Consider the following 24722-nt stretch of genomic DNA (forward strand, 5'->3'; position numbering starts at 1 on the left):
GCTGATCCCGGGCCCGCTTCCGCCGAGACGTCGCATCTGAAACCCAGAAACCCGCCGAGACGTCGCATCTGAAAGAGCACGGCTCTTTCAGATGCGACGGCTCGGCGGTTCTGGGTGGGGCCCGTCGAGCTGTCAGTTCGGGTTTGTTGCCAGGGCTCGGGCGGTGGCGACCACGAGGCGGCGTACCTCTGCTGCTGAGACGGGGGAGATCGCGGGGATGCCGGGGGCGGACTCCTTGACGAGCATGCCGACGCGGGCGAGCTGGAGGGCGCCGAGGGCGCTGGCGTACATGTGGTTCGCCAGCAGCGTGGAGTCACCGACGGAGAACTCGCCCGAGGCGGTTCCTGCGTCGAGTACGTCGCTGAGCTGGGTCAGGCAGGTGGAGATGCCGCGGCCGAGCCGGAACAGCGAGCTCTCGCTGATCTCCTCGAGCAGCTCGGGACCGGGGCGACGCATCAGCGTCTGTGCGCAGTCCACGAACGCGGGGAACTCCAGGCCGAAGTCGACGAACTCCTCCGTGACCGCGACCAGTCGCGCCATCGGAGTGTCCTCGCGCGCGGCCGCGGCCTTCAGCCTGGTCTCGAGGTCCTCGAGGTAGCTGACCAGGGTGAGCGCGAAGAGCTCCTCCTTGCCGCTGAAGTGGCGGTAGATGATCGCCCGGTTCACCCCGACCGCGCGGGCGATGTCCTCGATCTGGGCGTCACGGACGCCGGTCTCGTCGAAGAGCTGCCGGGTGGCGGCGAGGATCTCCCGCTCGCGGGCGCGACGACGGACAGCTGCCGGCTGCCGGGTCGAGCTGCGCGTGTCAGTCATGCTGCGATTCTAGTGCAACAGTGGGTTACACACGTGTGCGGAGTGCCCGGGGCGGGTCCCGGGGGGTGCCCGCGACCGCTGGGTCCCCTAGACCGCGCCACCCCGGATTTGAGGGCGTCGAGGCAGCGTGGGACGTTGCAGAGGAGTCGATCAACGCCCGAACCATCGCGACGGAGGAATGCCATGCAGGCCGTGCCCGCCCGGCTCTGGACCTTCGCGGTCGCCCTGGTGTGCTGCCTCGGACTGCTCGCGGCCTGCGGCAGCGACGACAGCGGCAAGGAGGCCGCCGGGGGCTCCACGCGCGAGACCGACGCGGCGGGAGCGACGACCTGGTCGCCGGCGCGTGCGGACTGCATCAACCCGGCGTACCCGAAGCCGCAGGCGGTCACCACGACGGCCGGGGACCAGCGGGACTACCTGGTCGGCGTCGTCGCCTGCACCAGTGAGCAGCAACCGGGGTCGGTGTGGCTGCACAACGTCGGGGGCGACGTTTGGACGCTGCAGGACGGGGGAGGCAGGGCCCGGTGGCTGGACTGGTCGCTGGAGTCCGTGGTGTTCCGGGAGACCTTCGACGGTCCGCTGCTGCTGCTGCCCGAGGACGTGGTGCTGCTCTCCAGCGCGTCGGACAAGGTCTCGTGGTCGCTGAACAAGGCCTACACGGTCGCCTGGGAGACACAGGCCGAGGGCGTGGACCGGGTCCGCTCCTACAGCCAGGAGGTGTGGGCCGCCGCGCTGCGCCGCAAGGAGACCCCGGCCCGGGTGGCGCTGGCGTCGTGCACCTCCAGCGCCTACCGGTTCGCGGACACCTACGCGCGGGATGCCGACGCGTTCCAGGAGGACCTCGCCGCCGAGCTGTCGCGTACGACGGGCGGCGCCGCCGGCTGCGCCGCGAGCTGGAAGCGCGCCTGGGACCGGGGACTCGACCCGACCCAGCGGTACCTCGACACCGTCGGACGCCAGTACCGCCTGCTCAGCGGGTTCCAGCAGGTCCCGACGATCACGATCAACTGAGCTGGGCCGGGTGGGGAGCCGCAGTCATGCCATTGGCTGCGCCGTGCGCGTCTGGGAGTGTGGAGAGACCAGCAGCGCAGGACATCAGGCAGGGCAGGACAGCGACCAGGAGAGCGACGTGACCATGAAGGACATCGGACCCGACCCGCAGAGCTTCGACCTCGAGACCGCCACGCGGCAGAACGAGAACTACCGAGACGTCGCCTGGTCGGGGAAGTACCTCCAGGTGACCCTGATGTCGATCCCTGTCGGCGAGGACATCGGCCTTGAGACCCACCCGGCGACCGACCAGTTCCTGCGGCTCGACGCCGGCCGCGGTCGCGTGCAGATGGGGCCGGCCAAGGACCAGCTGGACTTCGAGCGCGAGGTCGAGGACGGCTGGGCGATCATGGTCCCCGCCGGCACCTGGCACAACGTGACCAACATCGGTGACGTGCCGATGCGGCTCTACACCGTCTACGCGCCGGTCCACCACGCGGCGGACAAGGTCCAGCAAACCTCGGCGGACGCAGAGCGCGAGGAGGAGGCCGGCCGGGACAAGCCGCCGAGCTGGTCGGTGCAGCCCGCCGAGGTGCCCTCGGACGACCACGCCTGACCGGGTCTGACCTACCCGACCGGCCTGACCGGGCCTGACATCCCCATGGGTGCTGTCGGTGTCGCTGCGCGTGGGGCGACGCTAGGCGCGGAGTCCTGCCGAACAGGCAGCGCGTCCCCTAGCGTGGGGTCCGTCACACCTGCCACAGACGGAGCCGTCCATGGAGATCTTGCACTCCGCGATCGCGATCCTCGCCGCCATCGTGCTGATCATCAGGTTCAAGGTCGACCCGGTGATCTCGCTGCTGCTGGCGTGCGTCTACCTGGGGCTGGCCACCACCCAGGGCGCCGAGGGCACGGTCACCGCGATCACCGGCGGGTTCGGTGAGATCATGGCCGAGGTCGGCCTGCTGATCGGTTTCGGCGTGCTCATTGGGGCGCTCCTGCACGCCATGGGCACCTTCCGCGACCTGGTGGACATCCTCGCCCGTCGGGTGGGCCGCCGCCTGCCGTACGCCATGGCCGGCACGCTGGCGGTGATCTTCCCCTCGATCTACGTCGACGTGCAGGTCGTCCTCGCTGCGCCGATGGCCAAGGAGTCCGCGCCGGCCGTGGACCGCAGGCACGGCCTGCCGTGGCTGGCCGGTGCCATGGGCGTCGGCATCTTCTCCGGCTACGTCTTCGTGGTGCCCGGCCTCGCGGCGGTCGCGATCGCCGGCCTGATGGACGTCCCGCTCGGCACCTACCTGCTCTACGGGCTGCCGATCGGGCTGCTCACAGCGTTGATCACGACGCTCCTGTTCCGGGTGCTGCTGGGCCGCGGGCTGTGGAACGACAAGACCGACTTCGACCCGGACGTGGTCGTCGAGGACGGGCGTCCCGTCGACGAGACGGACCGGGTCCCGCTGGCCGAGAGGGCCGCCCGGTTGCCGCTGGGCGTGCGTCTGCTGCCGATCCTGGTGCCGTTGGTGCTGATCGCGACCGGGGCGATCGTGAACCTGGCGGGGGGATCCAACCCGGTGATCACGTTCCTGGGTGATGCCAACATCGCCTTGTTCCTCGGGCTGCTGATCGCGTTCTTCATGGTGCGCCCGTCCGTGGGCGCGGACGGTGTCGGCAAGGTCCTCACGGCCGGCTTCCACACCACCGGCGAGATCCTCCTCGTCACCGGAGTGGGCGGATCGCTCGGCGCGGTCATCGCCGGGAGCGGCATGGGCGCCCGGCTCGAGGACCTGTTCGCCGCGGACGAGAACGCGCCGGTGATCATCAGCATCCTGCTGGCCTGGGCCATCGCGGCGGTGCTTCACTTCGCGATCGGATCGGTCTCGGTCGGCGCCATCACCGCGGCGGGCATCATCTCCCCGGTCGTCGGCTCGCTCGGGGTGGACCCCGTCGTCATCGCCCTCGCGATCGCCTCCGGGGCCATGTTCGCGCTGCACGTGAACAGCAACTTCTTCTGGATGTTCACCACCCTGCTCGACCTCTCCACCAAGGGCAGTCTGAAGACCCTGACCCTGGCGACGTCGCTCGGTGCGATCGTCTCGCTGCCCCTGGTGCTGGTGGCGAGCCTGGTGGCCGCGGCCACCTGAGCGGAACCGCTGCCCGGGCCCTTCCTGGCTACCGGGGCTTGCGCGGTGCACGCCGCAGGTCGATAGTCCTCATGAGGGACACGACATCCGGCGGTGCTGCACCGCGCGGTGAGCCGACGGGGAATGCTCGATCCGAGGGCAAGGGTGGAGGCAATTGGCCAATATCCTCCAGTCGGTCACGGGCCTGCTCAGGAGCAGCCTCGAGGGTGACCCACCGCCACCGCCCCTGATCGCCACACTCGGCCCCCGGATCGAAGAGCTGATGGCGGTCAGCGTCGACCCGAGCGGCGCGGGCATCGACCGGTGGGTCAACCAGCTTCGTGCGCTGATCTCCGACGAGCGCCTCCGCGAGACCCTGGTCGTCCGCGCCGTGCAGATGAGCTTCCCTCGGTTGGCCGAGGCCCTCACGCTGGTCGGTGTCGTCGAGATCGAGTGGGAAGGCGCGACGCCGGCCGCGTTCCGGATCCGCAGGGACAGGCTCGACGACCTGCTCTCCCAGCCAGGCGACGCTGCGCTGACGCTGCTGCTGGGCAAGGTGCAGAAGCTCGACGACGTGAAGGCGCTCCAGGTGCTGGTGCTGCTGCTGATCACGTCCCCGAAGACGCTGCTGGCGCTGGAGTACCGCCAGCAGGGCTTCGCCGGCCTGCCCCTCGACGGTGTGCCCGGGGTGAGCTCCGACGAGCTGCTCGCGCTGGTGCGCCGCCTGGTCAACTCGCCGGTCAAGCTGCCGCTGCCGGTGCCCGACCCGTTCAGGATCGACGAGCTCCCCGCGCCGCCCGTCCCGGACGGCGCCGACGGGGCGATCACCGTCGAGGGCCCGGACGCCTTCGACCGGCTCCGCGACTTCGCCGTGGACCTCCTGCTCACCGACGTCGAGCTGTTCGCGACCAGGCAGGTCGACCTCGGCGGTGACTGGGTGCTGACGTTCGCCCCGGGCGACTCCGGCGACCACCACTACCGGATCCGGTTCGACGCCGACCACCTCGACATGTCCGTGCCCCGCGGCGACCTCGCGCTGTTCATCGGCAAGCAGCCGGGCGATGCCAACGCGCTCCTCGTCGGGGACCTTGCCGGAACGCACCTGGCCGTGAAGGCGGTCCGCGTGGGGCTGCGGCTGCGACCCAGCGGTCCGCTGTTCGACGTCGTGCTGGCGCTCGAGGGGATCGAGTTCGTCCTCAAGCCCGACTTCCTGGACTTCGTCAGCTTCGGTCTCGACGTCCCCAGCCTGCTGAGGTTCCGTTCCGACGTACGGGTGAGCTACGCGCAGGGCCAGGGGCTGACCGGCCAGTCCGAGGCGGGTGCGGTCGGGCTGAGCATGGAGTTCGCGACGCCGATCGACCTGCGCGTCGGTGGTGCCGGCGCCGGAGTCGAGCTCGACCAGGTGGTGACCCACCTCGACCTCACCGTCGACGACGGCCGGCTGCTGTTCCGGCTGCTGTTCCGCTACAGCGCGAACGCCGAGTTCGGCCCGCTGTCCGCGGTGATGGACGGCGCCGGGGCCTGGATCGGGCGCTGGACCGACGGCACCGGTGGACTGCTGCCGCCGCAGGGGATCGGGCTGAGCCTGGACGCCGGGCCGGTCGAGGGCGCCGGTTTCCTGAAGATCATCAGCGCCGACGAGTTCGCCGGGGGGCTGCAGCTGAAGATCCTGGGGATCGGCGCGTTCGCCTACGGCCTCTACAAGGCGCTGCCCGGCGGCGACCCGTCGGTCGTGGTGCTGATCGGGATCCGGCTGCCGCTGCCCGGGGTCCAGCTCGGCTTCGGCTTTGCCGTCTCCGGGTTCGGCGGCCTGGTCGGGATCAACCGCCGGGCCGACACCGACGTACTGCGGGAACGGCTCGCCAGCGGAGCTGCCGGCGAGGTGCTGTTCAACGACGACCCGATGAAGAACGCGCCCAGGCTGCTGGGCGACATGGCGCGGTTCTTCCCCGACGAGGCCGGCGTCTTCCTGGTCGGCCCCACCCTGCAGCTCAACTGGGCCTCGATCCTCAAGCTGGACCTCGGTGTGTTCATCGAGCTGCCCGGGCCGCGGAAGATCTTCCTGGCAGGGTCGGCCCGGCTCGTGCTGGGCTCGGAGGAGTTCGCGCTGGTCTACCTGCGGATGGACTTCGTCGGTGGGGTCGACCTGACGAAGTCGTTGGTCTTCTTCGACGCGGCGCTCATCAACTCCCACGTCCTGGGGATCTTCCGGATCACCGGGGGCGTGGCCCTGCGCATCGCGTACGGCGACAACGGCTACTTCCTGTTCACCGTCGGGGGGTTCCACCCGTCCTTCAACCCCGGAGCGATGGAGCTGCCGAAGGTGGCGCGGGTCGGGGTCTCGGTCTCGCTGGGACCGGTCTGGCTCAAGCAGGAGATGTACCTCGCGATCACCTCCAACACCTTCCAGCTCGGCTCCCGCACCGAGGCAGGCATCGAGATCGGGCCGATCTCCGCGCACGGCTGGTTCGGCTTCGACGCGCTGATCCAGTTCAAGCCGTTCTACTTCGTCGCCCAGGTCGACGCCGGCTTCGACGTCGAGGTCGCGGGCGTCTCGCTGTGCAGCGTGCACGTCGGTGGCGAGCTGAGCGGTCCGGGGCCGCTGGTGCTCAAGGCGCGGGCCAGCGTGCGGCTGCTGTTCGTCAAGGTCTCCGGCAACGTCACGATCGAGCTGAGCAGCAACCCGCCCGAGCAGGTCGTGACGATCCCCGATCTCCCCGCCCACCTGCACGGCGAGCTGATCAGCCCCGACAACCTGCGGATGGAGGGCGAGGACCCCGCGGTGGTGTTCGCGCCGCACTCCGGCGCCGACAAGCTGGTCTCCCCGGTCGGCCAGCTGGTCTGGGAGCAGAAGCGGGCTCCACTCAACCTGGCGATCGAGAAGGTGGAGGGCGTGAACCTCCAGGGCTGGCACACCCTGCTGGTCAGCAGCGGGCTCGGCTCCCTGGAGCACCCCGAGCAGGACTGGTTCGGGGTCGGCACCTACCTGAAGATGGGCGACTCCGAGGCGCTGAACACCAGCCGCTTCGTGCAGCAACAGTCCGGTCTCCGGGTCGGCTCTCTCGCCGTACGCCGCGGCGCCGAGCGTTCCGCGCCGATCAAGCTCCACCTCGTGAAGCTGCCCTCGCTGCTGAAGCTGCCCATCCTGGGCAACCTCTACGTCGGAGCCGCGCTGGCCGGCCTGCTCGGAGAGCGCGGACAGGGTGCGGTCCTCGCCCCGGGGGAGCCGAAGGTCGCGGTGCAGCAGGAGAGCTTCGACGTGCACTCCGCACAGGACGGAGGGCTGTACGCCGAGTCGCTCAACGAGGCACAGGCCTTCGGGCTCGCGAAACGGACCGGCGGCACCACCGTTGCCACCGCCGTCCCGGCGGTCGACCTCGCGGGCGTGGCGTGATGGCCGCGGACGAGCTCCAGTTCGCCAGCTGGCAACGCAACGAGATCTTCGACCGTGCCGTCCGGGAGGGCACGAGCCCGAGGCTGTCCGGCAGGCTGAGCCTGACGCTCACCGACCAGGCGACCGGACAGGCGGCCACGGGCGACGCACCCTTCACCCTGATGGGCGCCGCCGACATCGGGGGGCTCAAGCCGGGTGCGGTCAAGCACCTGGCGCCCGCGGCCTTCGCCCGGGACGCCGAGACCACCAAGCTGGTCCACCTCGACCTGTGGGACGCCGACCTGCCCTGGCGCTACACCCCGCGCCCCACCAGCGGGGACTGGCTGCTTCCCTGGCTGGCACTGCTGGTCGGCACCGCCGAGGAGATCCGGGTCGAGGCGGGCACGGTGACCCATGTCGAGGACAGCGTCCTGCTCGCGCACCCGCTCGAGGACTCCCACCGCTGGGCGCACACCCAGGACGCCGGTACCGGCCCGATCGCGCGGATCCTCTCCCCACGCGGGACCGAGCCGGGCGCCGACGGACTGCTGCCGCAACGCGAGTACGTCGCGGTGCTGGTGCCCACGTTCAACGACGCCGGCGAGCACATGTGGACCTCGACCGGGGAACGTCAGTTCGGGGCGCGGGAAAGCCTCCCGGCCCTGCACTGGTGGCGGTTCTGGACCGCGGAGGCAGGCGACTTCGAGACGCTCGCCGCCGCGCTGCGGGTGCCGCCGGCCCGCGACGTCGGCAAGGCGAGGCTGCACTACCGGCGCCGCGTGACCGAGGACGGCGTCGACGTCGACGCGACCCTCGAGGTCCGGGGAGCGATCACCTCGCTGCAGCAGCCCGAGACCGTGCAGCCCGAGGTGATCGAGGCCGTGATGGCCGACCTCGACCTTCTCAACGACGAGGTCGCCGGCACCATCGGCCTGCCGCACTACGGCCGGCCCTGGCTGCCGGACCCGGACGCCGCCGAGGTGGGCTGGCCGCACGACCTCAACGACGACCCGCGGTTCCGCGCGAGCGCCGGGCTCGGGGTCTGGATGGGGGTCGAGGCACAGGAGGCGTTGATGGACGCCGCGGTCGCGCAGGCGGGGGCGCTGCGCGAGGCCGGGCAGCGGATCGGTCAGCTCGCGCTCGGGCTCACCGCGGGCGGCCGGCTCTGGGACCGCCGGCTGCCGAAGGACCCGCACCTCCGGCTGGCGGTGCTGGGACCGATGACGGCGAGGCTGCCCGCGGCCGGTGGCGGCACGGTGCTCTCGCGGGTCACCTCCGGCACCAGCCCGCTCGTGCCGGGCCTGTTCTCGAGCGCGGCCCAACGCCTCCTCCGCGACCGTACGGCGACCACCCGCCACCTTGCTGATGGGGGAGGCGGGGGCGTCGACCGGAAGGCGGCGCTGTCGTGGGCCAACCAGCCGGAACCGCCGATCGACCGGGCCCCCGAGGGGGTGCCGCACGTCGACGCGGTTGCCGCCCAGCTGGGCCTGCGGCCGGTGGAGGAGCTCTTCGAGCTCGATGACGCCTGGCTGGACGAGGTGATGACGCAGGTCGACGAGCTCCTCGACGCCTACCGCGAGAAGTACCGCGACGGCGTACGCAACGGAGAGGACCCCCAGCGACTGCGCAGCGAGCTCGCCGAACCCCTGTTCTCCGAGCTGCGGCAGCTGTTGCAGTCACGCCTCGAGGAGCGGGGCCTGCCCTGCGAGGGCGGCCAGATCCTGGAGCAGATCGGCGCCGAGGTCGGCGGATCGCTGTTCGCCTTCCTCGAGCACGTGCTGGCCGAGGACGGCCCCCGGCTCGAGCTCCACGACCTGCTGCGGATCGCGATCCGGCACTGCATGGCCACCCGTGCCTGCTGGGAGCTGGTCGGCAGGCGACCGCGACGTGGCTTCTCCTGCAACGACCTGGTGGACCACACGCCCGGCCCGGAGATCGAGACGCAGCGTCCCATCGACCTCGTCGGGATCTCCGGCGTGGTCTCGGGTGCCGTCGACCCGCGCGGGCCACGACCGCCGGCCAAGGTGCGGCTGTGCAGCAGGCTGGTCGGCGTCGACTGCACGACGCTGGCGCCGACCGAGTACCCGATCGGGCTGGACTTCCCGACCTGGGGCCTGCTCAAGCAGTACGACCGGGAGTGGCTGCTCCCGGGAGCGGACTCCCTGGACGAGGACTCCGTCACCGCGCTGCAGACCAACCCCGCGTTCGTCGACGCGTTCATGGTCGGCATCAACACCCAGTTCATGAGCGAGATGCGGTGGCGCGACCTCGCGGTCGCCCGCACCTGCACGCCGCTGCGGATGTTCTGGGGCCAGGTCGACTACGCCAAGCACGTGCGCAGGGCCGACATCGAGCCGCTGGCCGAGTGGGCCAAGGCCCCCGATGACCCGGTGGGGGCGCTGAGCCACCAGACGATCAAGCCGAATCCGGCCAACCCATCGGGCAGCCGGCTGGTGCTCACCTTCCGCAGCGACCTGTTCCGCCGCTACCCGGCCACGCTGGTCTACCTGGTCAGGCCCGACCCGGGCGACGACGTCGACCCGCCCGACCCGGGCGACGACGTCGACGCGCTGCTGTCCGACCCGCCCCAGCTGGAGATGCCCGAAGGTACGCCGGACGAGGAAGCCTGGCGCGCCGGGCGCAAGCACTTCGGGCCGGTGTTCGCGGGGACCCTGACCCCCGAGCTGGTCTTCTTCACCTTCGACGTCAGGCCCAGCACGCTCGAGGAGTACTGGCTGGTGCTCGACGAGCCACCGGCCGAGCTCCGCTTCCGCAACGACGAGGCCCTGGGGCCCCTGGACCCCACCAACGCCGCGACGCTCGCGCAGACCGCGCTCGACCAGCCCACCAGGGTCGCGATCAGCGGCCGTGCGCTGAAGCAGGCGGGCCTGGGATGACCACCGAGACCTACCGCGACCTGCGTGTTGCCCGCGTCCTCGAGGCGCTCGCCGCCCAGCCTCCCGACGAGGTGCGCGCCCGCCTCGAACGCGAGCAGGGCGCGCTCACCGCCGAGGACTGGACCGTCGCGGACCACACCCTGGAGGCGGTGGCGGAGGACTGGCTGTGGGCCCGGACCGAGGGGCTCAAGGAGGCCGTCGACGCCGACCCGGTCCTGGTGGCCCTGCAGGTCCGCGCGTCGCTGACCGATGCGCAGGCGGCTGCCGTCGAGGGACTGTGGACCGGTGCGGCGCGGCCTCCCGCCGACTATCTCGACCAGGTCCGCCGGGCTGTCGACGGCGACGAGGCGATCCTGGCCGAGCTGGTGCACGCGGCGACCTCGGCGTGGCTGGACGCCGAGGGCGACCCGCACCCCTTCGACGACGTCGGCGTGCTGCTGCCGGTGCGACTGGAGACCCTGTTCGACGCGCCCGGGTCGGCGTTCAACGACGACCCGGACCGGTGGAAGCTCTCGCTGCGCGTGGTGCCCGATGAGGCCTCCATACGCCGTGACGACGCCCATGTCAGCGCCGGGGAGCTCTCCGTGGTGCGCGCCTTCTGGCAGGCCGCCCGTGTCCCGGGGGCCTATGACCCGTCCTGGCTCGACTCGGAGGCCGCCGGCATCGCCTGGCAGCAGCTGTGCCGGCAGGTCGCCCCCGAGCGTGCGGCCTGGCTGGTGAGCGTGCTCGAGCCGGTGATCGAGGGGGAGAACCTGGTGGTGGAACCGCCGGCGTCCATGCCGGACCAGCCGCAGCCCAACCGGGTCGGCGGGTTGCCGGAGGAGCTGTCGATCTGGGCGGTGACCACGGACTCGTCGCGCCACCGGGTCGGCCGGCTGCCGATGGATCCCGACGCCACCATCCTCCCGGACGCACTGACCATCCCGCTCCCCGACGAGGCCGACCGTGCGCGCGAGACCTGGTGGGCGTCGTGGAGCACGGCGGTCGAGGTGGGCCTGGGCGGCGAGTGGCTGCTGGACGCTGGCCTGACCCCGGAGTCCCTGGAGGCGGTGTACGTCGTGGGGCTGGGCGAGGAGGCACCCGACGAGCACCTCCGTGGCCTGGTCGACGCCGGTGAGCTCGGGGTGCTCCGGCTGGGCGCCCCGACCAACACCGTGCACGGCGCCCCCGCGGCAGACCTCGCGCTCGACGCGGAGGGCTGGCGCTCGGTGGCGCGGGCACGGCTGTCCCACAGCCGCGACGACACGGTGGGACGCACCATCGAGCAGCACCTCACCGGGTCCAGCGGGGTGCTGCCGTCCTTCCCCGGGGCCGGTTCCCCCGACGACACCCAGGACAGCAGGCGGATGGCGCAGGCGCTGTGGCCGCCGCTCCTCGGGCACTGGCTGGCCGACGTCTGGGAGGTGACCGACGACGCCTTCCGGATCAACCAGTGGGCCTTTCCCCCGGTCGACGACGTGGTGCCCTCGGTCGAGGAGATCCGTGACGTGCTTCACCGTGACCCCGAGGACCCGACCGTCCTGCTGGGTGACTCGCGCTTCTGTCCCGAGGGGCCGCTGATGCCGGTCCGGGTCGGCGACCAGCCCTACGGCCTGCTCCCGGTGACCGCGCTGGGGGAGTGGCGCACCGACCCCGCGACCACGGACCCCGAGCAGGCCCGGGTCGAGGAGGGTGCCGCGCTGGCGCTGGCCGGGCTGCGTGGTGAGTGGGCCGCCGCCGCGCGACGCAGCGGCAACGTCGTCGGCGCGAGCAGCGAGCGGTTCATGGACCTGCTCAGCCGGGAGGCGTCGAGCCGGCGCTTCGCGCACCGTTCCTTCCTGCCCGTCTCCGCCTGGGTGCTGCCCTACCAGCTCGGTCCCGATGCCCTCCAGGAGTTCGAGGACCTCTCCCGACGGCTCTACGGCCGGGTCGAGGGCCTGCTCGCGACGTCGCCGTCGACGACGTACCTCAGCAACGGCCACGCCCGCACGAGCCGGCTCCCGCTGGTGCAGCCGTCACGGACCCTGCGCCGCCAGCGCAACCGCGAGGAACCGGGGCGGGTGGCGCTGACCCGGTTCCTGTCGCTGCTGCTCGACGCGGAGGGGCCGATGGACCTGACCGAGGTGTTCGCGACCTGGTGGGTGCTCGACCGCGACGGGGAGTGGCAGCTCCGCTCCCTGCCCGACAGCCTGCTGATCCGGTTGCTGACCCACGCCTGCCAGATCGACGCCGACTGGTTGCGGGGCCAGGTCGGCGGCGAGCTGGCCCTGCGCGCGCTGCGCGGCCAGGTCGAGGCCACGCGCGCGCTGACCCACGAGCTCGACCAGCCCGACTGGAGCATCGACGACAGAGACCCCGACACCGGTGAGCGGCGCTTCACGATCACGATCCCCGACGCCCGCCGCACGCAGCTCGAGCGGGCGCTGCGAGCCACCATCGACAGTGCCGCGCACCGGATCGACCCCTGGGTGACGGGGTTCGCCTGGCAGCGCCTCCAGGCGCACAGCGCCAGCAGCCGCCACCAGCACCGGCTCGGGGCCTACGGCTGGGTCGACGGCCCGTTCCTCGGCGAACCGGGTCCCACTGCCGCGGGGCGGCTGCACACCCCGTCGTACTCCCAGACGCTGGCGGCGGTGGTCCTGCGCGACAAGTTCCTCTCCTCCGAGAGGGAGGGCGCCGCCAACGACGGTGGCCGCAACCCGTGGGAGATGGACATCGGCTCGCGCACCGCGCGGCTGGCCGAGGAGATCGCCGAGGAGGTGCGGCTCGGCTTCCACGTCTACGAGATCGTCGGCCGGCACGTCGAGAACGTCGTCGGAGACCACCAGCGGGTCAAGGAGCTGCGCACCAGCCCGGCGTACGCCATGCGCCCGGACCGGCGGGATCCCCACGAGGTCTGCAACGGCATCGACGCCCTCGCCGGGCTGCTGTCCGGCGACCCGCAGTTCCCGCTGGACCCCGACCAGGCCACGGCGCTGCAGACGCTGCACGACGCGCTCGACACCTATGGTGACCTGCTGATGGCCGACGGCGTGATGCAGCTGGTCGGCCGGCAGGTCGATCGCGCCGCCGAGACCATGGAGGCCGCTGCGGGGTTCTCGCGGCCGCCGACCTTCGAGTTCCTGCGTACGCCGCCGTCCGGCTACCAGGTGCAGAGCATGGTGCTGGCCACCGTGCCCCACGTCGATCTCGACGACGTCCCGCTCGACGCCGGCCCGGTCCGGCTCGCGGACCCGTCGCTGGCGGCGTTCTTGGAGCAGACGGTCGGTGGGGCGTGGACCTGGAGGGTCACCGACCGGGAGGACGGCACCGAGTTCGCCCTGGTGACGCTGGCCGACCTCGGCCTCACCCCGACGGACACGCTCGCGCTGTCCGAGGAGTTCCTGGCCGAGCTGGTCCGGCGCCGGCTGGACCTGCCGGAGACCGTCGTCACCGAGGACCACAACCGGGAGTGGGTGGTGCGCGACGGCGGCGGCGCCGAGCTCGGCCGGGTGCACTCGGTGGACCTGCCGTTCATGCCGTCGACCCTGGCCGGGATGCCTACCGGGACCGTGCCCGACCTGGTCCGCGCGCATCTCGGGGCGCCACCGGACAGCGTCGTCGAGGAGGCGACGCCGGCCGACCTGCGGCTGTGGGTGCTGACCGACGCGCGGGGCAACCCGCAGACCTGGGCCGACCTCGCGACGCTCGGCCTCACCGCGGAGCAGGCCGACGCGATGGACCCGCCCGAGGTCCACCGGCGGCTGCGTCGGCTGATCGGCCTGGTGGATCCCGTGGTGGCCTCGCCGGCCGAGCTCCTCCGGACCCGCCACCTCGCCAGCGGGTTCGGCAATCGGCCCGCAGCCGGCCGCGACCTGGTCCAGGACGTCGCCACACAGCAGGGGATCGACGCCGAGATCTACCAGGCGCTGGCCGCCCGCTACACCGCGCTGCACGTCACCGGCCGGAGCCTGGTCAATGACCTGCGCGCGGCCGACGACGACACGCGTCCGGGACTGCTCCGACGGGCGCTGGCCTGGGGGGTGACCCCGGTCAGCGAGCGCGCCGACCGGGACGCGCTGTACGCCGCGCTGCTCGGCCGGACGCCGCCGGAGGACGCGACTCCCGCCGCCGACCTCGCAGCGGCTGTCGCGACGGCGCTCGAGCAGCGGCTGGACGCGGCGCCGCAGCCGGCCGACCTCGTCTCGGTGGGCGAGCTCGCCGCACCGCTCCCCGACCACGAGACGCGCAAGCAGGAGCAGCGCCCGGACGGTGTGCCCACGCTCGCGGCGGCGATCGCCGACCTGGCGCTGCCCGAGGGTCGGCTCGCGGTCACGGCGAGCTGGCGGCGCGAGGCGCTGGTGGCCGACACCGGTCTGGAGGTCGGCGCGACCGAGCCGTCGCTGGACGAGTCCTGGCTGACCGTGGTGGCGCCCGTCCGGCCGGCGCTCGCCCGGCTCGAGGCGCTCCAGCTCGGCCTGGGCACCCCGCTGGACGCCTGGTCCAGCTCGCCCGGCGACCCGTTCCTGACCGCCACGGTCGTGGAAAACCTCAGGGTCCGCGCCGACGGGTCGGTGACCGGGCTGGACGTGGACCGGCGGTTCGTCGCGGCGTACGGCACGCCGGGCGCCTGGACGGGGGAGCGGGTCGCCGTCGGGCTGGTCGACAGCTTCTCCGAGGCGGTCCCGATGCCCCAGCGCAGCACCTCGGCGGCGTTCGGCTTCAACGCCCCGGCGGCACGTGCCCCGCAGGCGATCCTGCTGGCGGTCCCGCCGCGGCCGCGGCAGCGGATCGACGAAGAGCTGGTCCTGCAGATCCTGGCCGAGACCCGCGAGCTGGCGCACGCCCGCACCGCCCACCTGGAGGACCTCGGCGAGCTGCAGTCACTGGCTCCCACGATCTGGCTGCAGTCCTCGGGCCCGTCCCGGGTCCGGCTCGAGCCCTACCCGCTGTTCACGACCTGAGGAACGCCCATGACCGTCACCGCCCACCTGCGCCTGGAGCCGCGCGCGCACCAGCGCAACCTCGCCGAGGGCTTCGGCGCCGCGGTGCACGACCCGGTCTGGTTCCTGGCCCGGCAGTGGCAGATGGGGGAGCACCAGGGAGAGAACGCTTCGTCGCCGGTGTGGATCGACTACCGGCTGCGCCAGCGCGCGATCGCCGCCGCGGACCCCCGCTTCGACCCGAAGGTGGTTCCGGCCGAGGCCATCGTGGAGTCGGAGATCGACGACTGGTGGACGATGGAGCGCCGCGTCCGGGTGGGGCTAGAGTTCGCCGACAACCCGTCGGTGACGGCCGATCCCTCGCTGCTGTTCCACAAGCCGGCGCCGCCGTACGAGGAGTTCGAGCAGGTGCCCGACGGCCTCCTCGTGTGGCGCAACCGCGACGCCCTCGGGCTCGCGCGCGAGGCGTTCCCAGCGGACATCCCGGCCGACAGCACGCCGGCGTGGGACAGCGAGCAGCTGCTCTACGAGCAGACCGCGGTGACGTCGTTCACCGCGGCCGGTCAGCAGCTCGCCGTACGACGGCACCGCGGCGGCCGCCTCGACTGGCACTCGGTGGACGCCGGGGCCCCGGGCGAGCCTGCAGCGGCAGGGCAGCCGCGGGAGGCGATCCCGACGCCGCTCGGCTACCCGGGGTCGCCGAGCACCCGGTGGTGGCAGATCGAGAACGCCGACGTGGACCTCGGCGGCTACCCGCCGGACAGCGCGCACGCGGCGACGGCCCTGCTGACCGACCTGATCTTCTCCCACAGCGACGACTGGTTCCTGTTCCCGGTGCTGGCCGACGCGGGGCACGTGGTCGCGGTGGAGTCCGTGGTGGTGCGCGACTCGTTCGGGCGGGAGTACGACGACACGACCTGGGCCGGCCTGCGCCCACCCGAGGCCTGGCGGCTGTTCGGGGTGGACGCGCTGACCCCGGGGGACCCGGGTCTGGCGGACGAGGAGCTGGTGCTGTGGCACGTCGCCGAGCTGCCGCTCGAGAGCGCGCCCGTGGAGCGGGTGCAGCTCGGGCTCGACGAGCAGTCCAACCTGCTCTGGGCGGTGGAGCGGACCATCGACGGTCGCGACGTCGACCAGCGTGAGCTCACCCTCCCCGACGGACCCCGCTTCAACGAGGGCGCGGCCCCCGGTGACGCCCGCGAGCAACGCGAGTACGCCTACGTCCCGGCCCGAGGGATCGGGCCGTGGTGGACGCCGTACACCTTGAGCGACGAGGGGTCCCCGCGCCGCCTGATCCAGCGCAACCTCGCCGACCTCTCGCGGCAACGACCCAGGCCGATGCCCGACCCGGTGGCGCAGGTGCTGCAGCCCGAGGCCGGCACCCCAGACCACGTGATCGCTCCGGTCGCGGTGCCCAGCAACGGCATCGAGCTCACCCGTCGCTGGTCGCTCGCGCGGGACATGCAGGGCAACCCGGTGCTGTGGCTGCAGCGCCAGCGTGGGCCGCTCCTGTCCCCGCCCGCGCGGACGTTGCGCTTCGACGTGATGGAGCAGGCCAACCTCCCGGAGACCTAGAGGGCCTTGGTCAGGGCCGGATCGGGTGCACGTCAGGCCGGCCCCGCGCCGTAGGACCTGATCTCTGTTCGGTCAAGGCTTCGGGTGGTCGCGGAGGTGGCGGTCGGTGAAGCCGTCGTCGTGGGGGAGCTCGGCCGCGAGGGTTCGGTGAGGCGGTCCATGATGGCGGCCAGGGTGCTCAGCTCCTCGGAGGCCAGGCCCGGAAGGTGTCGCGCAGAGTCTCGATGCGGGCCTGGCGCACGGCTGCGACACGGGTGGAGCCGGCATCGGTGATGGTGACGACCACGGTGCGGTGGCCGTCAGGGCACCGGTCCCGCCGCACGAGTCCGGCGTCTGCCAGGGGGCGACGCGACGGGTCGCGGTGGAGGGTGTGATGGCGAGCTGCTCGGAGATCTCGCCCTTGCTCATGCCGCGCCCGTCGCGAGGCGGGACAGGAGCAGGAAGGTCGTGCGACGAACGACGGGACCCGTGACGACCGAGGCGTGACATGCTCCGCGCATGCCCCAGGTCACAGCAGAGGCGTGGATCCCGGTCCTGCCTGACACGGCGTTCGCCGTCTCGCAGACGACAGGCGAGGTCCGGCTGGCCTGGGACCCGTTCATCCGGCACCAGCACCTGATCGACGCCGACCGTCCGGGGAAGGGCGTCCGCACGCTGACCAGGGCGCGGGTCGGGCCGACGATGATCAGCCGCTACGTCTCCTACCGGCCGCCGACCTCGGTCGGCATGACGATGGAGAAGGGGCCGTGGTTCTTCGCGAGCTTCGGTGGCGGCTGGCGCTTCACCGCCGAGGACAGCGATGGGGTGCCCGGGACCCGGGCCGTGTGGAAGTACACCTGGTCGGCCCGGCCGGCCTGGCTCGCCCCGGTCGCCGACCCGATCGGCCGCTGGTTGCTGGGCCGCGAGATCCGGGCCCGGATCGCCGCGTTCGCGCGGGCCTGCGAGAACCCTGAGGTGCTGAGCGTCCTGTAGGGGCGATCGCCGTACGGGCTACCGCCGCTCTCCCGAGGGCTCGGTGAGGGTGGGGAAACGTGGGGCGGTCGGGCTCGCGTCCGCGGCGGTGCTGACCGCACGAGGCTGCCAGGACGGCTGTGACCGCGGCGACCAGGAAGGCAGGTCGCGGCCACGAAGCCCCAGCCGAAGACGGCGCAGGCGACCATGGCAGAGGCGCTGATCGATCACCCCGCCAAGGTCTGGCGAGTAGCCGGCCACTTCACGCGGTCGTTGGCCGTCTACCATGACTGCGATGACAACGTTAGGCGGCATCGCTATCATCGTTGTCAGAGAGAGGTGAGTGCCATGACGACCGTCAGCGTCCCGGTGCCGGTTGGCGTCGACGAGGACACGGCTCGCCGCGCCGCGCTGCGCGCGATGAACGAGGTGGCCACCATCGGTCTCGTCGAGAAGATTCTGGCCGACTCCTCAGCCCACATCGGTCCCGGCCACCTGGCTCAGGCCGCGCTGCGCGAGGAACGCTGGCGCGACGTGGAGCGCGAGTGGGGGATGCTCGCGGCCGACGAGGTCGCGCTGCTGACCGGCGCACGTCCCGAGTCGGCACGCTCCCACACCGCGAACCTGCGCCGCCGCAAGGGCCTTGCCGGGGTCAAGCGTCACGGCGGCCTGCTCTACCCGGGCTTCCAGTTCGTGAGGGTGGAGGACGATCTCATCGCCGTGGCGTCCGCATGGACGGCACTGAGGGCACTGCTGGAGCCGGCGGGCTGGAGCGACGCTGACGTGCTGGCCTGGGCCTCCGCGCCGAACGCCTACCTGGACGGCCGGTCGCCGGCCGACGAGGTGCACGAGCATCCCGAGATCGTGAGTGACGCGTTGCGTCACGCGGTCGACCGGGCCCTCCCGCCGCCTGCGCCGGGCCTGTAGTCCGCGTGAGCAGACGCGAGCCGCCCAGCGGTCCGCCGACCTCGCTCGCGCGTCCGGTGACCGAACCGCTGGTCGTCGGCACCCGCCTGTGGCGCATCCACCCGGCCGCGCACCACTCACCGAGCGGGCGCATCGAGGACGACGGGACTCTGTTCAACCCGGGCGTCGGCGAGCCCACCCGGTTCGCTCCGCTGCGCGACACGCGGGGCTCACAGGTCCCGACGATGTATGTCGGCGCCTCTCGCCGCGGAGCACTCTTCGAGACGTTCCTGCACGACCAGATGCCCGGCTCGGTCGTCGATTCGGCCACGTGGAGCGAGCACCTGCTCAGCGCCCTGCGGATCGAGCGACGCATCGAGGTCGTGTCGCTGCACGGCCAAGGGCTGAGGTCGCTCGGGCTCCACGCCGCCGACCTCACCCATACCTACCCCGCGGGCTACCCGTTGGCCACCCGGTGGGCGGCGTGGCTGCACGAGCACACCGCCGCGGCCGGGCTCTCCTGGACGTCGCACCAGGACGACGACGAGCGTGCCTACGTCCTGTGGGGCGACCGGGTCCATGCCGGCGCGCTCGTGCCGGAGTCCCCGGACACCGGAGGTGCCGCGCCGCTCGCCCTCGGCTACGGCGAGGGTCTCGACTGGGCGATGGGCGTCGCCGCGTCGGTGCGCGTCGAGGTCATCTAGCCGGTCGATCCCGCGCAGGCCCAGGAACCTGTGATTCGCGAGGTGGGCTCGCGGCCGTGAGTGAGGGGGGCACGGGCCGCACAGCACCGAGCATTCGTGAAGCTGGGCGTGCCAGGGCAGACGGCGGCCACACCAACGTTGCCACCGGCCGCCTGCTGTGCCCGCACCACCACCGCAAGGTCCACGACCTGCGGTTCGAGACCCGACACCATCCGAACGGCAAGGTCAGCTTCCACCGACGCGAGTGACGCGGGGTGGCAGTCACGTGACGACCACGAGGTCAATCCCCGGACGCTGCGTCCCCTCACAAGAACTCCCGCACCCCAGCCAGGAGGTCGATCTCGCTCGCCGACTACCCACCTGCGGGAGGTGACGACTCCGGACTGGCGGCTCCTGCTCAGGTCCGAAGCCCCGTCTGTAGCGGTCTCAGGTGCCGCCCTCGGTCAGGTCCGCGGGCGGCAGCCAGTCGGCCCCGAGTAGCTGCGCGAGGTCGGTGAGGCCGGTGGTGTCGCTGCCCACCGTGTCGGAGGCTGCGGCGATCCGCTCCACCATCACCTTGCCGACCTGCTCCTCGACCGTGCCCTCGGCGTACGCGATGTGCCACGGCGAGACCTGGTGATCACGGTGGGTGCGACCGGTCACCTGGCGTGCGGCGATGCCCGAGAAGCGGGCCTGGTGGAAGATGCCGACCCGCGGCTCGGTGCTCGCCTGGCTGCCGTCGGCGAGGGTCTCGCCGGCGTGCAGGCTGATCGAGGCGACCGTGGTGAAGACGCAGACCTTGGCCCGCCCGGTCTGGAACCGGAGCCGCTCGGCCTCGACGTCGAACCGGTCGCGGCCATAGATCGTGGCCACGTCGATGTCGGAGTGACGCAGGCGGTCGACGATGGGGTCGGCGGCAGTGGTGACGAACTCGACCGAGCACGCCACCTGACGATCGGACTGGACCTGTTGGGCGATCCAGGCGACCGTCGAGTCCACCCGGATCAGCCCGGCCTTCTGCCGGAAGCGCAGCAGCGCGGCCCGGCCCTTGGCGACGTTGCGGCCGCGACGCGCGAGGTCCATCTCCCGGCAGAACTCGCCCCACTCGGCCTCGTACGCCGTCCGCTCCGCCGGCGTGAGCGCGACCGGCATGCCGGAGATCGGCACCGGCCCCCACGGCGCGGCGCGGTGCAGCATCGCCGCAGGCCGTTCGTCGGCGAGCCAGCCGCGCACCAGCTTGAGGTCGGCCGCGCGTCGCGCGGGATCGGTGGTCCACGTCGCGCCGTACCGGCCCTGCTCCACCCCGACGCCGTGGCGCTCGAGCGCACGGGCGAACACCGCCTCGGGCTGGGTCGCCGAGGTCCACTCCCGCATCGGCTCGTCCAGCACCTGCGCATAGGCGGGAGCGAGGTAGGGCAGCTCGAGGGGCGTGTGTCCTGGCGTCGCGGTGGTCGCAATGACGAACGGAGCCTTGTCGTGGGGCCGCCCGTGCCCCGAGACCTTCGCCCAGAGCTTCCACCGCTTCGTCGTCGTACGCCGCAGCGCGTGGGCCTCGTCCGCGATGATCACGTCCCACGCGTGGTCCTTGACCTTCTCGAGCCTGTCCCACGTGATCACCACCCACTCCAGGCCGCCGTCGCCCAGCGCCGTGATCGTGCGGCACCAGTGGCCGATGGTGATCGCCGCAGGCCGGTCCGCCACGACGAGCACCCGCCGCGCGCCGCGGAGGTCGCCCACCGCCGTCGCCCCGAGGACGGCCGAGATGGTCTTGCCCACACCCGGCTCGTCTGCCAGGAGGAACTGCCGACCACCCGCGGCGGCACGCTCGGCGATCGCGTCGGCCGCCTCGAACTGGATCCGCCGGGGCTCGAGAGCGCCCGTCGGCTCGGGGCTGGGCGTCGGGTCATCCGGGTTCAGGGAGTTCTCGATGAACCGACCGAGCGTGTAGGGCCCCGGAGCGTAGGGAGCGAGGTGCGGGGGCAGAGCGGGCCCGACGTACAGATGGACCCTGACCGCCGGGTGCCAGGTGGCACCGTCGACCTGCGTCCCGTACGGGACGTCGAGCACCCAGGTCCGCTCGCCCGGCCCGGCCGGCACCGGCAGCTGCGGCGGTCGCGTCCCGCCACGGCGCGGTGAGGGTCTGCGCCGACGAGCACCGGAACGGCGAGGACTGGCCACCCCCGGACGCTACCCGTGTGTCCGCTCCGGACGGACCCGGCGTGCCGAAGGCCCGGCACGCGTCAGGTCACCACGGCGCGATCACCAACCACCGGGCCGTACGACGAACACCACCTCGTCCGGCTCGACGGCGTCGTTGGCCAGGACCCGCACGTCGACGTACCCCGCCTCGACCCCCATGGCGTCGTGCTCGCGGTGGAAGACGTCACGCACCGAGACCAGGCCCTCCGACTCGATGGTGTACTCACCCAGCGTCACGAGGCCCGGCTGGTCGGCGGAGGGCGCGACCGAGACGACCGTCGGCCCGTCGACCGGGCTGAGCGTGGCCACGGCGATGCAGTCGGTCGTAGCCATGGAGGTCGCGCCACCGAACGACGTCGGCGCGGTGTATTCCTCCCGCCCCACGAGCAGCACGATCGAGTGGGGCGGTCGGATCGAGGGACTCACCCCGTGATCGTCTCGCACCCGCGACGACGGCGTTGCTGCGCAAGCGTTTTGGTTGGATCAGGCAGAATGACGGCCCCTCTGCATCTTCGGCACGTCGTGCGAGCAGCGCGTGCTGGACGCGAGGAGACGCCGCTGTCCGCACCCGTCGGGCACGCGGCTGCCACACGCCCACCGGTCGAGGAGACCCATGCCCCACCTCATGTCGCCTGTCAGATCAGAGCCATGGCAGTGACCACCGCCCAGTCGGCTCCTTCGGCCCCGGCCGGGCACGCGGGGGCTCGGCGGACCCATGGCTTCCTGGTGGCCAACGCGTTCGTGATCGGCGCCATGGCCCTGGCAGCGAGCCTGGTGCTCGACAAGCCGATCGCCGACCCGGAGGGCAGCTTCCTCGGACCGTCGTGGGTCCGACTTCCGGTGCTGTGCGTGGGTGCCATCGTCCTCGACCTCCTGCCCCGGGCGCTGTGGCAGGGACGGCTCCACCCGGCTCGGACGATCGAGGCCGTCCGGCACCGGCTGCGCACGCACTGGACGCGCCCCCGGCTGCGGCTGGTCGTCGTCGGCATCTCCGCGTTCTACGTGATCTACGTGTCCTACCGGAACCTGAAGTCCGTCCTGCCGCTCGTCCGGGACGTCAAGTACGACCAGGAGCTGCGGGCGCTCGACCGGTTCCTGCTGCTCGGTCACGACCCCTCCACCCTGCTGCAGGACGTCCTGGGCACGGGCGTGGCGGCACACCTGCTCTCCTCGGTGTACCTCGCCTACATCCCGTTGGTGGCGGTCCTCGTCACCGGCTGGCTGGTCTGGTCGAACAACATCGGCTACGGCTGGTGGTTCGTCACGGCCCAGGGCATCGCCTGGACCCTCGGAGCGGCGTCCTACTACCTGCTGCCCACCCTGGGCCCGGGGATCGTCTACCCCTGGCTGACGAGCGAGCTGACGTCGAACGGCACCTCCGACCTGATGAACTCCCTGGTGCACGCACGCCACGGGTTCTTGTGGAGCGGTGGTGAGTACCAGGGGGTGGCGGGCTTTGCCAGCCTGCACACGGCCATCTCCCTGCTGTGGGCGCTCATGGCCCGGCACACGATCCGCAACCAGGTGATCCGCACTGTGCTGTGGGTCAACTTCGCCGTCACGATCGTGGCGACCCTGTACTTCGGGTGGCACCACATCGCCGACGACCTGGCCGGCGTCGCCATCGCCATCGTCGCCTTCCGTGTCGGGGCCAGGGTGACCGGTCACCGGCTGTCTCCGCGCGAGCCGGATGCACGGGCACCGCAGCACGATCACTAGCCGGTGAACGCCACTCACCGGTGTGCCCGGTGTGGCCCGCCATCCACCGTCGTTGAAAAGATCGCCTCTGCACCGACTTCACAGAAACGCGCGCACCGCGTCCAACGTGTCGATCTCGCTCACCGGCTTGTCGTCGCGGTACCGCAGCACGCGTGCGAACCGCAGCGCCAGGCCACCGGGGTAGCGGGTGGAGCGCTGCACGCCGTCGAAGGCGATCTCGACCACCTGCTCCGGCCGGACGTGTACGACGTGACCCGACCGGGACGTCTCCAGCTCGAGGAAGCGATCGGTCTGCCAGGCGAGCATCTCGTCGGTCATCCCCTTGAAGGTCTTGCCGAGCATCACCGGCTCGCCGTCGGGGCCGCGGGCGCCGAGGTGGATGTTGGAGAGCCAGCCCTGCCGCCGGCCGCTGCCCCACTCGACAGCGAGGACGACCAGGTCGAGGGTGTGCCGGGGCTTGACCTTGACCCAGGCCGAGCCACGCCTCCCCGCGTCGTACGCCGCATCGAGCCGCTTGATGATCACGCCCTCCTGCCCGCCGGCGATCGCGGCGTCGAAGAACGCCTGCGCCTCCTCGGGGGAGTCGGTGACCAGCCGCGGCACGCGCAGCGACTCCGGCACCGCAGCGTCCAGCCGCTCCAGGCGGGTGCGGGTGGGGGCCTCGATCAGCGACTCGTCCTCGTGGAGGAGCAGGTCGAAGAAGAACGGACGGATGCCGGTCGCGCCGGTGTGCGTGGCCGTGGTCGACGCCGTCTCCTGGAACGGGCGGGGCCGGCCCGCCTCGTCGAGGGTGAGCGCCTCGCCGTCGAGGATCAGGTCGGTCGCGGGCAGGGACCGGGTCGCCGCGACCACCTCGGGCAGCCGGGCGCCGATCTCGTCGAGGCTGCGGGTGAACACCGCCACCTCCTCGCCGTGCTTGTGCACCTGGATCCGGATGCCGTCGAGCTTGGTGTCGACCGCGAACGCGCCGGCGACTTTCTCCACCCCGGCCGCGACGTCGGGAGCGGAGCCGGCCAGCATCGGGCGCACCGGCCGTCCGACCACCATGCTGAAGTCGAGCAGCGCCTCCGCGCCACCGGTCAGCGCAGCCCGGGCGATCGGACCGGTCGGGGCGCTGAACATCGCCGCGCGGCGCACCACCTTCAGGTCCAGGCCGGCGGCCTCCGCGATCGCGTCGAGCATCACCGAGTCGAGCGCGCCCTGGCGCACGTTGCCGGTCACCAGGTTGCGCAGGAAGTCCTGCTCACCGGCCGTGAGCCGCGCGAACAGCTCGGTCACCGCTGCTCGCCGCGCGGTCATCGAGCCGGAGCCGGCGAACACGCTGAGCTCCTCCAGCGTGCGGTCGACCTCGGGGAGCCCGACCGACGGCTCCGGAGCCGGGGGCGGGAGGTCGGAGAGCCCGCGCCAGCCGACGCCGGTGCGCCGCTGGCGGAGCGTGCCGGAGAGGTAGGAGGCGGCGATGTCGAGCTCGTCGGGGTCAGGGGAGGCGGCTGCCTCGCGCAACAGCCCGGCGATCAGCTCGCGCTTGGCGAGGCGCGAGCGGGTGGCCGCCACCTGTGCAGAGACCTCGACGAGCCGGGCGAGCAGCATGC

The 24722-nt window shown here is 72.1% G+C and carries 15 protein-coding genes; 11 read left to right on the forward strand and 4 right to left on the reverse strand.

What is annotated here, in order from left to right; translation table 11 throughout:
* Positions 1-132 precede the first annotated feature (132 nt).
* Positions 133-813 carry a TetR/AcrR family transcriptional regulator gene (locus AC4BGB_RS19720; protein ID WP_490548694.1) on the reverse strand — a complete coding sequence of 227 codons (681 nt, stop codon included), beginning with the start codon at positions 811-813 and terminating at the stop codon, positions 133-135.
* Positions 814-996: 183 nt separating this feature from the next.
* Here AC4BGB_RS19720 and AC4BGB_RS19725 point away from each other — a divergent pair, with 183 nt between their 5' ends.
* From AC4BGB_RS19725 to AC4BGB_RS19770, 10 genes are all read left to right on the forward strand, one after another.
* Positions 997-1824 carry a hypothetical protein gene (locus AC4BGB_RS19725; RefSeq protein ID WP_490548695.1) on the forward strand — a complete coding sequence of 276 codons (828 nt, stop codon included), beginning with the start codon at positions 997-999 and terminating at the stop codon, positions 1822-1824.
* 118 nt (positions 1825-1942) lie between these two features.
* The gene (locus AC4BGB_RS19730) at positions 1943-2419 is read left to right on the forward strand and encodes a cupin domain-containing protein (RefSeq protein WP_490548696.1); all 477 of its coding nucleotides are present in this window, start codon (positions 1943-1945) and stop codon (positions 2417-2419) included.
* Positions 2420-2579: 160 nt separating this feature from the next.
* A complete protein-coding gene (locus AC4BGB_RS19735; RefSeq protein ID WP_490548697.1) occupies positions 2580-3947 on the forward strand; it encodes a GntP family permease in 1368 nt (455 codons plus the stop codon).
* A gap of 154 nt (positions 3948-4101) precedes the next feature.
* Entirely contained in the window at positions 4102-7320 is a 3219-nt protein-coding gene (locus tag AC4BGB_RS19740) for a DUF6603 domain-containing protein (protein ID WP_490548698.1), read from the forward strand.
* Positions 7320-10196: a hypothetical protein gene (locus AC4BGB_RS19745; protein WP_490548699.1), complete on the forward strand. Its 2877-nt coding sequence runs from the start codon at positions 7320-7322 to the stop codon at positions 10194-10196. The genes AC4BGB_RS19740 and AC4BGB_RS19745 overlap by 1 nt, the downstream gene beginning before the upstream one ends.
* Entirely contained in the window at positions 10193-15118 is a 4926-nt protein-coding gene (locus AC4BGB_RS19750; protein ID WP_490548700.1) for a hypothetical protein, read from the forward strand. The genes AC4BGB_RS19745 and AC4BGB_RS19750 overlap by 4 nt, the downstream gene beginning before the upstream one ends.
* Positions 15119-15127: 9 nt before the next feature.
* Entirely contained in the window at positions 15128-16672 is a 1545-nt protein-coding gene (locus tag AC4BGB_RS19755; RefSeq protein WP_490548701.1) for a hypothetical protein, read from the forward strand.
* A gap of 498 nt (positions 16673-17170) precedes the next feature.
* Positions 17171-17644 (forward strand): SRPBCC family protein, encoded by a 474-nt coding sequence (locus AC4BGB_RS19760; protein WP_490548702.1) that lies wholly within the window; start codon positions 17171-17173, stop codon positions 17642-17644.
* A gap of 327 nt (positions 17645-17971) precedes the next feature.
* Positions 17972-18550: a hypothetical protein gene (locus tag AC4BGB_RS19765; RefSeq protein ID WP_490548703.1), complete on the forward strand. Its 579-nt coding sequence runs from the start codon at positions 17972-17974 to the stop codon at positions 18548-18550.
* A gap of 5 nt (positions 18551-18555) precedes the next feature.
* Entirely contained in the window at positions 18556-19233 is a 678-nt protein-coding gene (locus tag AC4BGB_RS19770) for an RES family NAD+ phosphorylase (RefSeq protein ID WP_490548704.1), read from the forward strand.
* Positions 19234-19659: 426 nt separating this feature from the next.
* On the opposite strand, the gene AC4BGB_RS19775 is transcribed toward AC4BGB_RS19770, so the two are convergent.
* Together AC4BGB_RS19775 and AC4BGB_RS19780 are read right to left on the reverse strand one after the other, a co-directional pair.
* Positions 19660-21390, reverse strand: coding sequence for a DEAD/DEAH box helicase (locus AC4BGB_RS19775; protein WP_490548705.1), 1731 nt, complete (start codon positions 21388-21390; stop codon positions 19660-19662).
* A gap of 81 nt (positions 21391-21471) precedes the next feature.
* The gene (locus AC4BGB_RS19780) at positions 21472-21837 is read right to left on the reverse strand and encodes a hypothetical protein (protein ID WP_490548706.1); all 366 of its coding nucleotides are present in this window, start codon (positions 21835-21837) and stop codon (positions 21472-21474) included.
* A gap of 222 nt (positions 21838-22059) precedes the next feature.
* Here AC4BGB_RS19780 and AC4BGB_RS19785 point away from each other — a divergent pair, with 222 nt between their 5' ends.
* Positions 22060-23130, forward strand: coding sequence for a phosphatase PAP2 family protein (locus AC4BGB_RS19785; protein WP_490548707.1), 1071 nt, complete (start codon positions 22060-22062; stop codon positions 23128-23130).
* A gap of 78 nt (positions 23131-23208) precedes the next feature.
* Here AC4BGB_RS19785 and AC4BGB_RS19790 read toward each other — a convergent pair whose 3' ends face one another.
* Positions 23209-24720, reverse strand: a complete 1512-nt coding sequence (locus AC4BGB_RS19790; RefSeq protein ID WP_490548708.1) for an ATP-dependent DNA ligase — start codon at positions 24718-24720, stop codon at positions 23209-23211.
* Positions 24721-24722: the final 2 nt, after the last annotated feature.

Source organism: Nocardioides sp. Z30_9 (assembly GCF_058215735.1).

Coding starts and splice junctions, on each gene's coding strand:
- AC4BGB_RS19720 (WP_490548694.1), bottom strand. CDS start 813: ATGACTGACACGCGCAGCTCGACCCGGCAGCCGGCAGCTGTCCGTCGT.
- AC4BGB_RS19790 (WP_490548708.1), bottom strand. CDS start 24,720: ATGCTGCTCGCCCGGCTCGTCGAGGTCTCTGCACAGGTGGCGGCCACC.
- AC4BGB_RS19745 (WP_490548699.1), top strand. CDS start 7,320: ATGGCCGCGGACGAGCTCCAGTTCGCCAGCTGGCAACGCAACGAGATC.
- AC4BGB_RS19755 (WP_490548701.1), top strand. CDS start 15,128: ATGACCGTCACCGCCCACCTGCGCCTGGAGCCGCGCGCGCACCAGCGC.
- AC4BGB_RS19750 (WP_490548700.1), top strand. CDS start 10,193: ATGACCACCGAGACCTACCGCGACCTGCGTGTTGCCCGCGTCCTCGAG.
- AC4BGB_RS19760 (WP_490548702.1), top strand. CDS start 17,171: ATGCCCCAGGTCACAGCAGAGGCGTGGATCCCGGTCCTGCCTGACACG.
- AC4BGB_RS19785 (WP_490548707.1), top strand. CDS start 22,060: ATGGCAGTGACCACCGCCCAGTCGGCTCCTTCGGCCCCGGCCGGGCAC.
- AC4BGB_RS19725 (WP_490548695.1), top strand. CDS start 997: ATGCAGGCCGTGCCCGCCCGGCTCTGGACCTTCGCGGTCGCCCTGGTG.
- AC4BGB_RS19735 (WP_490548697.1), top strand. CDS start 2,580: ATGGAGATCTTGCACTCCGCGATCGCGATCCTCGCCGCCATCGTGCTG.
- AC4BGB_RS19765 (WP_490548703.1), top strand. CDS start 17,972: ATGACGACCGTCAGCGTCCCGGTGCCGGTTGGCGTCGACGAGGACACG.